Genomic DNA, 11,911 nt, shown 5'->3' on the forward strand with positions numbered 1-11,911 from the left:
AAAACCTAGAAGGGTATTTCCCTCCTAGGTTTAATAGCTATCTATTCTTTAAACTGATTTGATCTTTTTCTAGCTTTCAACAAAACTATAATTCCTGACAAGAGGAACAATACACTCGCTAGCAACCAGTTAAAAGTATTGGTTGCTGTATTTGGTAATGCTGATTCATCTTCTTCATCGGTATTTGAATGAACCTGCTCATTAGTTTCTTCTGCATCATCTTCTGATTCTTCACCTGAATTCTCTTCTTCCGGATTTTGTTCTGGCTCTTCACCCGGATTCTCCTCATCAGGTTGTTCTCCTGGTCCTTCTCCCGGATTTTCTTCTCCTGGTTCTTCGTCAGGATTCTCTTCATCTGGATCTTCAGGCTCACTAATTTCTTCACCAGTATAAATGGCCGGAGTTGGAGGCTCACTCATATCCTCACCAATAAAGAAGCTTGGATGTGGTGGTTGATTATAACCAACATTTTGCCATGCAACTGCTGTTCTGTATTGTATATCATGCATTAACGTATAAATTTTATGTTCGGTTTCTTGGTCAGAAAAGTAAATTCTTAATGCAGAGCTATCTTCCGTCCGCCAGACTGCCTCTTCTCTCCAATCACCGAATAAGTCAGCTTGAATCGCAGGTGTCCCTTTTGTCCCATTATTCGAAAGCGTACCTTCTGCTTTTAGAACAACATTTGACTCTTGATTTTGGTAGTCCCATTTTTCAATGACACCTACTCCCTGATAAGCTTCCTCATTCCATTCATGGTTCAGAAGCTCACGTTGTAAGTCACCATCCCACCAAATCGCAAAGTTAGCACTTGGAATCGAGTCACCTATTTTCTCACCAGTTGATTGATGTAAACCGCCTGTCGTACTATTCCATGCACCATCAACTGCCCATGCTTCCGATCCTACATATCTTGGATCAATATCTGCTGTTAGTCCACGACCAGTATCTTGACCAGTGTGCTCTCCCCAGATAATCTCTCCTGTTTTGGCATCACGCATGTCATAACCATAATCAGCGCCACTATCTTCTTGGGTTGAAAAAATTTCTGATCCTTCACGACTTGGAATCAAATCACCAACATGTAAAGCATCACCGTGTCCTAATCCTGAGTTGTATAAGCCTGTACCATCATCATCAATTGTAATTTGACCAAATACTACTTCATCTTTTTGATCACCGTCCACATCGGCAATACTTAAAGAATGATAACCTTGGCCAGCCCAATCACTATAGCCTTCATCATTCGTATCAAAGTTCCAACGTTTTTCAATTTTTCCATCAATTAAATCATAGGCTACAATAACCGTCCGAGTATAATAGCCCCTTGTCATGACAAGACTTGGTGTCTCCCCATCTAAATAAGCAAGACCCGCTAAGAAACGGTCGACACGGTTACCATATCCATCACCCCAAGCGTCAACACTTCCTCTTGGTGGATCATAATCAACCGTATCAATTTCTGCGCCTGTTTCACCGTCAAAAACGGTTAAAAATTCATCACCTTGCAGGACATAACCACTAGTATATCGATGATCCTTAGATCCATCTCCAATTACATTACCTTGTCCATCAATGGTGCCATCAGCTGTTTTCATGGCAAGCTCCGACCTGCCATCACCATCAAAATCATATGCAATCATTTGGGTATAATGAGCACCTGCTCGGATATTAACTCCAAGGTCAATTCTCCACAATCTCGTACCGTCAAGTTCATATGCATCAACATAAACATTACCAGTATAACCAGACTGTGAATTATCTTTACTGTTTGTTGGATCCCATTTTACAATATATTCATATTCCCCATCACCATCTACATCCGCAACACTCGTATCATTTGCGTGATAGGAGTAAGTGTCACCTAGTGGCGTTACACCATCCTCTGGTTTTTCAATAGGAATATCAAGATGATTTTCAGATAGAACCGTTGTATTGCTAATATCCCCGTAAAGACTACCATTACTGATTGGATGTATTTCATATTCAGCTTCCACATCACCTGTTACATCAAGATAATTTGTACGATCTGTGATAGGCTGATCCGTAATTTTTTCTCCATTACGGTAAATATCAAAGCCAAGCGTATTAGGATCTGTGCCTAACGATCGCCAACTAATCAGCACACCTTGTTCATTCTTAACAGCAATAGGTGCTCTTGTTAAATATTCTGCTTGTTTTGTCAATATCGTATCTGATGGAGATTCGACCACATCAGAATCAGCAGACATACCACCACCATTTACAGCATTTACTTTATAATAATATGGTACAGTTGTTAATACGGTATCATCTTCATATGAACCAGCATCTGCTTGTCCAATTAATTGAAAATCTCCGTCCTCTTTCTCCGCACGATAAACATTATAATAATTGGCATCATCAAGCTCGTTCCATGCTAAAAATACTTGATTTTTGCTGTAATCTTCGACTTCTAAATTCGTTGGTGCTTCTGGCACTTCCGCGTCTTCATCTACCATCGAAACAGTAAGAGGTTCTGAAGGAACGGTTTCTGTATTTAACGAATTTACAGTCGACACAGTGTATTCATAGGTTACTCCCACTCGGTTATCGGTATCTTTATAAGTAGTTTCATCTGTGGTCCCTACTAATTCTGCCTGATTAGCTCCTTCTACTTTTCGATAGACATTGTAGTGATCAGCACCTTCAGCAGGTTCCCAACTGATAGTAGCTGAAGTATTATTTGGTTCAAGTGATTTTTCTACTAAGTTAAGTTCACTAGGCGCTAATAAAATCGGTGTGATCTCCAATCCATTTGCAATCCCCGTTGAACCACCAAAGTGGAAGTTCATGTTGCCATCCTTTACTGCTACTTCTGGAACAATTTTATCAGTAGAGCCTTCACGTGGTGCCGAAATACCACCATAACCTACTCCTTCAATCGTTAAATCTGTTCTTGCTGAGCCTAAAAAGTCAGCTACGTACACTTTTACAGAATAGAGACCATTCGGTAAATCGACTTGAAAATCCCAGCCTACACTAAAATAACCAATCCAATCTCTTAATAAATCATCTCCACCACGATCACGCCAAATAACTCCTTCATTATCTAATAATCCGTAGCCACGTTCTTCCGTGTATAATGTATCAGCTGATATCGCCGTATATCCTTCTTTAGTTGGTGAGCCAGCCGGTTGAAAATCATAGCGATAGGTAGCTTCTTTTGTTTGGATGGTTACAATATCAGAAGGGTCTGATTCTCCTTTATTATTAACACCAGCAATATAGACATCATAACTTTTACCTTCTTCCAAACCGGATAGATTAAATTGCGGAACAACAGTCGAACCTGCCATTTTATAATTATCTTCGCTAGATAATTTTTGGTAAACACGGTAAATATCAGCACCTGCTGAGGGATCCCAGGCGAAAATGGCACCCGCATTACTAATATTGGAAACTCGAATATTCTCAGGAGGATTAGGAACAGCTTCTGGTGCTTCGATATCTCTTACATAGGCTGATAAATTTGTATCCAAGTCTGCTATTCCTTCTGATAAAAGTCGAGCCACTTGAATAGCACCATATTCCTGAAAATGGGTATCATCTTGAATTCCATTTGGATATGCTTCATAAACACCCGCATCTGCATGTAAGAAAATAGCCTTTGTGCCTTCTGGTCCCACTTCATTAAAATACTCTCTACTGGAAGTATTTAAATCAACTAGTAGTACATCTAGTTCATCTGCAACTTCTTCCACTCCTTGTTTATATTCAGGAAAACTTACATTAAACTCCCCATTTTCCGTATTAAAGTCTCGTCTATTTACAGGAGTAATTAAGACTGGCTCTGCACCTCGTTGACGAACACCTGTAACATACGTGGTTAAGTATTCTTTAAATTGCTCTACTGTCGTATATCTCTCTGGTCTGCTAATGGTCGCGTCATTATGACCAAATTGAATCAATAAATAATCATTAGGTTTTATCTCGCGTAAAATCGTATCCAATCTACCCTCTGTATAAAAGGTTTTGGAGCTACGTCCACCAATCGCATGATTATCTACTTCAACATCTTCTTCAAAAAAACGGTCTAACATTTGTCCCCAACCTGCTTGCGGCTGCCAATAGGAGTCGTACGTTTGTGCTGTTGAATCACTAGCAACATAAACAGTAGGATGATCTGCTGCAGATCTAGTAGATAACGATTCAATGATTAACCCATTCAATCGCGGATTGTCTCCTATTAACTGTATCGACAATGATCCATCTATCAATGCAATATCAAATGTTCGTTCTAAATATTCACCACTATTTAATTCTTGGTTCTGAATCTTTTGAATATCCTCTGCTTTCACCCCGGTAGAAACAGCTTCATTCTCATCACCGGCAATAACGGTAATTTGATAATCACCTGGTTCTAAATCTACTTCGAATGTCGCATCTAGATAACTAACAGCATCTGATTCCACTGGATCCTCTGAATCAAATTGAATGGCAGATACATCAGCTGTATCATCAAAACCATAACCAGTTTCTTCTGAATAATTAGTTGTGTCAGTTACTTTAGTAAAACCCTCACTAACCGTACTGTCTTCTGCCCCAAAATCAAATTGTAATTTATTGTCTGCTGCGGAAACAAATGTTGGATTTAAAGGAATATTTGGAACTAATAATAAAATACACAAAAATAGCAATGATGTTTTTTTACATGTTTGCTGCAATGTTCATTTCCCCTTCCCTGTTAAGATTAGAAATTTCATCTTGAAAAAGACTAAATATTTCACCTCCATCTTTTGTAATCGCTTACATATGTAAGTTTAACAAAGTGGAAAAAAATGCATATATAAATATCCGTTTAATATTTAGAATAATCCGATATTACATCGACATTTTTTTCATAGTCGTTACTTTTTTATGATTATTTTACGTCTAATTACATAGAAATTGTGGTATTTTATCGAATGCAAAACTTTTTATGTATAACAACTTACCACATAAAGATACTGATTTTTCTTATCTTAAAACACGAACGATACAATAAAAATTGTTGCGCAATATCAGGATACTACGCAACAAATGATGTAGTAATTTTGAGATAATGTTTGTGCGTAGAAACCGCTACGGCTTGTCCGCTTCCCTTTCCACGGCTTTTTCTCCTCAGCTAACTTTGGAAAGCAAAAACCGCTTGCCAAAGTGGATCTTCGGATAAAAACATGCCGTAGGAGTTGAAGCGGACGCCTACGCTAATTTGATATTCTACAACGCTAGCATGAGGTAGCATTATGTCATTTCTATTATGTAAAAAAGAAATAATAAGATAACAGCTCAAAATGCTATCTGTCACAGTAGTTGTAGAACAAGTATATTAGCGTAGGCCGCCCACTTTCACTCCTGTGGGAACGTTTTACCTGAAGATCCACTTTTTTTAGCGTTCTTTGCTTAAAAAAGTTAGCTGAAGGTAAAACCCCACGGAAAGGAAAGTGGGCAGCTGGAGCGGATGTTTATCGGACAATACATTTCAAAATTACCACTTTGGCTAATACATACATATCGGTTATTGCGCAGTTTTTTCCTACTACGCAGAAAAATCCAAACGATTTCATTTAATCGTTTGGATTTTTGTAATTATAAAATTCTTTTGTCCGAGCATCTATACTTGTTTATTTAATTGTTATGTTCATTAACCTGACATTTATCGTTTCTTGATTCTTTCTTGCCAGACTAGAACTAAAGCTATCCCTATTACAGTTAACAAAGTAATGACTAGTGATACGATTACTTCTCCTGTTATCCCATAAACGAAATAACCTATTCCGGCAGCTAAAGCACTAATAAAGGCATAAGGCAACTGAGTGATCACGTGGTCTAAATGGTTAGATCCTGCTCCTGTTGATGATAAAATGGAAGTATCAGAAATTGGTGAGCAGTGATCTCCAAATACAGAGCCTGCTAATACAGCAGCCATAGCTGGTAAAACTAATTCCACATCATACACTACCGCGATTTGTGCTGCAATCGGTAGCATAATGCCAAATGTTCCCCAGGATGTACCTGTTGCTAACGCCATAAAACCTGCAAGGACAAATAATAACAAGGAGAGATAATTAACATTCAGTGAAAATTGTTCTACTAATGTTGCCAAATATCCTCCTGTGTCGATTAATTCGATGATAGAGCCAATCATCCAAGCTAATATTAATATATAAATCGCAGGCATCATGGAAAGTGAGCCATCTTTTATTACGCTTAATCCAGATCGTTTCTCACCTTTTAATAAAAAATATAATAAAAATGCAACTACCACTGCCAACAGACCACCAACAAACAATGATAAGTTGACATTGGTATTTTCAAACATCGTTAAAATGGTGGTGGTTCCTTCTGTTGCCTGATACCCAGTAAAAAGCATCATCCCTACAGTAGCTAAAACTAATACTACAATCGGAATGAGGAGATGTATCAATTTCCCATTTCCATTTATATGTGCGTTTACTTCCATATCTGCTGCCATCGTCTTCTTTAACGGATCTACTACATGTCCAGTCTGTTTCGCCCTCGTTTCATGAGTTCTCATTGCACCTATATCAATGTTATACAAAGCAACTAAGAACACTAATAATAATGCTGCAAATGCATACATGTTCAGAGGTATCATTCTGACAAATGCTTCTAATGGTTGAAACTCGGTTATTTCAGCCGCTGCAAAAATAGAACCCAAAGTTCCGATGATATAAGCACCCCAACTTGAAATTGGTGTTACCACCGTAATAGGAGCAGACGTCGAATCAATAAAATAAGCAAGTTTTGCGCGCGATATTTTATACCGATCGGTTAATGGTCTTGATACTTGTCCAACCGCTAAGCTGTTAAAATAATCATCAATAAAAATGAGGACACCTAAGGAGGCCGGAACAAGTTGAGCTCCTCGTCTTGTTTTCACTTTCTCAATTGCCCAGTCCCCGAAAGCTTTACTACCACCTGATGCCGTCATTACCACTGTCATAATACCTAGTAATAGTAAAAAGCCTAATAAATAGATACTACCTAAATTCCATCCCTCAGACGAATAGAAAATATTTCGAAATACCAACCAGATTTGTTGCAAACTTTTCAAGACATCGAATTCATGAATCAATAACGCACCAACAATAATACCTGTTCCAAGCGATAGTAAAATTCTCCTTGTTAACAGAACTAGTATCAGCATTAAGACTGCTGGAATCAGCGAATATATTGTACCTTCCATATCATTACCTCCACTATATCTATCCTTACCAAATAATCACAGAAAAAAACAGCAATAGAACAAAGTCCATTACTGTTCCTGACTTACCATTTAATATACTAAAATAGTTTATCAATTTTCAGCTCAGCTGTCATCACTTTTTTATGAAATTATGTAGTGGAAAAAAGTTTACTTAATTATTATTTCATTAAACCTTTTATACCTTGACACTCCACTTTCCAGTTGTCAGGGAATCCCCATTTTGTCGCCATCATGGCTACTGCAGTTAGTAAACCACCATTACCTGGAAGATAAGCGGTTAAGGCATCATGCTGATAATTGTGTCCATTAATTAAATATGTGTTTTTGTCTTGCTCCATCAACAGAAAATCCACAGCTAATTCTAACTCCCCTATTCGTGCTGCGGTCATCGCACACATTGGAAAATCCCATCCCCAGGCAGTCTCCCACTTCCACTCTTCTTTTACTTTATATAAGGTATTAAGCATGACATCCTTATCTATTAGTACACCTGGCAAAACACCCAATGACGCTACCATAGATGGATGATCATGATTTTTTTCAGTATAGGTGTTTAAGCAGTTTTGATGAGCGAGGTATACTTCGTCCATTACATTCGGCTTAGCTAATTTCTCTTTTACTTTCCTCCACTTATCAGGTACTTCTTTACCTAAACGCACACACCATTCAATTGCCACTGTTAAACCATAATGCCAATACTCTAATTCATAGGGCGGATTGATGCTGTCTTCCATCAAATGATTTTCTTGTGCTGGGATCAGCCCTGGACCAAGATGGTATACGTCCTGTTCTTGATCATATCTAGCAAACGATGCCATGAATTCTGCCGAAGAAAAGACAATTTCTTGATATTTTTCTAAGAAGAGTGGATTTTTATTGTCTTGATAACATAACTCTAAGAGACTAATTGGATGAGGCTGCTGCCAGATTAATCCTGGCGCAATTGGAGATGGTGTCTGATCACCTTCTCTTGCCACCATCTTAGGCCACCGTGCCCCCTCGTACCCTTGAGAATGTGCAAGTTTATACGCCTCAGGTAAAATTTCCAAATACCAATCCATACTTTTTTCAAGGATCGATGCTCTTCCCCATAATGGAAAATGGCTGGCATGCCACCAATGCATTTCTAAATGGAATTTACCAAACCAACTATTGTACATGAATCCTGTTTCTTGTGGTGGTACCGATCCACCGCTATGAATAGCAAGTAAATATTGAGACAATACAACACGGCGCTCCAATTCCTCTTTTCTAGGATCAATACTTCCTTGAAAAGAAAGAAATCCTCCGTCCAACCAAAATTCTTCCCAGTAAGTCCGGGAAGTTGTAAATACTTCCTCAACGGATTTACTTACTGTCTTATTTTCTGCAAAAGAAAGGGTAAAATGGCATACTTCTGTGTTAGGTATTAAAGAATAAGTATGATCCTCTTCCTGTTTCAGTTCTCCTTTATTCCAATTCCATTGAACAAAATAATTTGTGTCATCCAATTTCCTATTAAAAACCGCCATGTTATTCTCATGTAATGAAATCGCAGTTTTGTGTCCTTCTTTTTGCCAATTTAGTTTCAAGGTTTGTTCCCACTTAAGATCGGTAACATTTGGGCTTGGGAAAGCTAATTCTATAGCAAACTGACCTGATTTCATAGCAGCAGTTTTCACAGAAACAGCAATGATATCTTGTTTAGGATCACAACAGGTTTCTACCTTGACCACTTCTCCATCTACTGAAAATTCGCTAACAATAATTCCTTCCCAAAGCAATAATTGTTGTGAGACTGGTTTGATTTTCTCACTTGAGATTGGCTCGCCATTTGCATCATAAAAACGAAACCCTACTTGGCCTAGTTGCAATCGATGAGGGTTTTGTCTTAACCAATGATATGCTTCATCCTCGCCTTCTGAAAATAATGGGTATGGCGCACCTTGATAGGCTTGCATCTGTACATCGTCTAGTGTATAAGAATGATCCCCGCCTGTAGCATGCCATCCCCAATTAGACTGTGTGCTAAGTGGGGCAATATAAGCATTGTGGAAAGACTGTAATCCCGTAAAATCAACAGACATACCAAAGTCACCATTACCAATTGATAACGGGGCTCTTGGTTGTATCGTTCTAATAATTGGCGAATGTTTATCAACGATTTCTTTTCTATTCATCGTCCTTCCTCCTAATGCCGCCATTGTTCTCATCCATTTCAATAAAAACGGGTCGCTCGTTCGGGGTTTTATTTGGAGAATGAAGTGTTAAATATAATTGATCTCGCAAATCATGAAACAACATTCCATGTCCACCATCACTTGAGAATAGTGGCTTCTCATCATGAATCCATGGGCCTGTAATTTTTCCTGTTGTGGAGCGAGAAATACCCTGAGCATACACATTATCCACGAAGCTTGCCCAAAGTAGAAGTAACTCACCATTTTTCGCATGATAAACATATGGACCATCTGTCACATAATTAGCTTGTGTATTGCGCGTTTTATGTTTGAATGAAGTTGGCCATGGTGCATCAGATGCTGAAAAAAGTGTTACCGGTTCATCAATTGCTTCTTTTAAATCCTCACTCAAACGAACCGCACAGATTTCACCATCCCCGACCTGCACCCATTCATGACAAAACACCATCCAAGGCATACCTTCTTCATCAATATGTAACGTACCGTCTAAAGAAAACCAATCATCCGGTGTAACAATACCATCACTATGTGGTGAGAAAGGGCCTGTTAAAGAATCTGACTTTAAAATGGCTGTACCTCGCATCCCACTCTCCTTTAATAAAAAGGTAGCAAACATATAATAAGCACCCTTATAAAGATGAACTTCTGGCGCCCAAAAATTTTCTTCAGAAAAAAAGTCCTGATCAGGTCGAAAAACTGGATACGGTCCTTCCCAGCTTTCTAAATCATTTCCAATCCAGACATCAAACCCTCTACCCTTTCCCCAAATATTATTATCGGTACTTCCATATAAATAGTACTTACTGTCTTGACGATCAACATAGATAAATGGGTCTCTAATTTGTACTTCTTGACTGATTTTCATCTGCATTCTCTCCCAATCTCAAAAATATTCTGATGGACTAACGCCTGTAATCGCTTTAAAGACTTGACTAAAATAAGTAGAGTTTTGATATCCTACCATTTCACTCACTTCATACACCATATACCTTTTTTCCTTCAATAATTCCTTCGCTTTTGTAATACGATAATGGTTAAGGTAATTCACAAATGTCTCACCAGTAACTTTTTTAAATAACTGTGATAAATAGTTGCGATTCACATAAAGTGTATCGGCAATTTCTGCTAAGGTTATTTCTTCATCATAATAGTGGTGAATATGTTCTTTCACACGTTCTACTAATTTACTTGTTTTTTTGCCAGCTAAAGCTTCTTTTGAATGCTCGACCCATTTCATTAATTGAACGGTTGTCCAATCTAACAACTCTTTTGTTGTGTTATGATTATAAACTTCTATTAACAGAGAAGACTTCTCAATTGGTTGCTGATCAACATGCTCTAGTGAATGATCTTCCATCATTAATGCACTTAAAATATTGATAGATATGGTTTGGATCATATAAAATGGCGAATACTTCTCTTCTGATAAACCGTTTACAAATCGATGCCATATTGCTAAAAGTTCATCATAGTCCTTATCCGCAATTTTTCCATGTATTTCTTTAATGGTTTCAAAAGGATATGTAAAAACATCGCTTGAACCCTTATCCTTTGTTTCTTGATAATGGTAGACTTTATTCCATTCTTCATACTCTGCGACTTCTAAGGCTTGCATACTTTCAGAATATCCATCCGCCAATTGATGTAAAGTTGATTTGGTAGAACTAACACCGATCATGGCTGATACTTTTAAATAATATAATAAATTTTCTAGCATCTTGTTGACGAGTTTATCATGTAACTGTTCAAGGTAAATGGCGTTTCCCGGAAAAAAAGCGACCATGACATAGGTAGAGTCGGAATAATCAATCAGATGTATCATCATGTCCTTCTCTTCATTAAAATAATCGATAGTTTCAGATAAGATATTACCCACACTAAATTTCATCAACTGCCAATCCCGTTCATGTGATGTCCTTAAATAAGGCGGACGATTAATCATAATGGAAGTGACAATCTGCGGGGTTTCTGCATCTGTCCCGATTAGTTCTTTACTTTCTGCAGTCAGGTCCTTTGTTTCATACCGATTAAATAAAAGACTTCGAATGAAAGTATCCCTTCGATAAGTCAAATATATGGGTCTTTGTTCACGATACTTTTCAAGAATCGATTGTTGCTTTTCTTCTGACTCCATATCCTGCAATACTTCCTGGATGACAGTTTCTATTTCAGAGACAGGAGAAGGTTTAAGAAAAAAATGCTTCACTCCATATTGAATTGCTTTTCTTGCATTATCGAAATGATTATATCCACTATGAATAATAATGCAGATATCTGGATACTTTTGTTTCACTTCTTTGATTAAAGTTAAGCCATCCATCTCTGGCATATAAATATCCGTAATCATGATGTCTGGTACCTGATCTTCCATCATGGTTAATGCTTCCTGACCATTAGTTGCGGTTCCAATTATAAAAACATCTAATTTTCGCCAATTTATATGTTTGGTTAATCCCTCTCTTACAGACAATTCATCATCTATTATTAAGACCGATTTCAT

General features: G+C 37.8%; 5 protein-coding genes. All 5 read right to left on the reverse strand.

The genetic code is table 11. The annotated features are described in order from the left end of the window. Window positions 1-41 precede the first annotated feature (41 nt). The 5 genes from BN3107_RS20235 to BN3107_RS14705 all read right to left on the reverse strand — a co-directional run bounded on the left by BN3107_RS20235 (window position 42) and on the right by BN3107_RS14705 (window position 11,911). Entirely contained in the window at window positions 42-4,685 is a 4,644-nt protein-coding gene (locus tag BN3107_RS20235; RefSeq protein ID WP_058308390.1) for a rhamnogalacturonan lyase family protein, read from the reverse strand. 971 nt (window positions 4,686-5,656) lie between these two features. Further along, the gene (locus BN3107_RS14690; RefSeq protein ID WP_058308391.1) at window positions 5,657-7,210 is read right to left on the reverse strand and encodes a Na+/H+ antiporter NhaC family protein; all 1,554 of its coding nucleotides are present in this window, start codon (window positions 7,208-7,210) and stop codon (window positions 5,657-5,659) included. Window positions 7,211-7,389: 179 nt separating this feature from the next. After that, window positions 7,390-9,390, reverse strand: a complete 2,001-nt coding sequence (locus BN3107_RS14695) for a hypothetical protein (RefSeq protein WP_058308392.1) — start codon at window positions 9,388-9,390, stop codon at window positions 7,390-7,392. Continuing rightward, complete coding sequence (locus tag BN3107_RS14700) at window positions 9,383-10,276, reverse strand: glycoside hydrolase family 43 protein (protein ID WP_058308393.1); 894 nt, start codon at window positions 10,274-10,276, stop codon at window positions 9,383-9,385. Before BN3107_RS14700 ends, BN3107_RS14695 begins: the two co-directional genes overlap by 8 nt. 18 nt (window positions 10,277-10,294) lie before the next feature. Beyond that, on the reverse strand, window positions 10,295-11,911 hold the full coding sequence (locus BN3107_RS14705) for a response regulator transcription factor (RefSeq protein WP_058308394.1): 1,617 nt from the start codon (window positions 11,909-11,911) through the stop codon (window positions 10,295-10,297).

Origin of the sequence: Gracilibacillus massiliensis, from assembly GCF_001458115.1 — a bacterium.
Taxonomy (GTDB): domain Bacteria; phylum Bacillota; class Bacilli; order Bacillales; family Amphibacillaceae; genus Gracilibacillus; species Gracilibacillus massiliensis.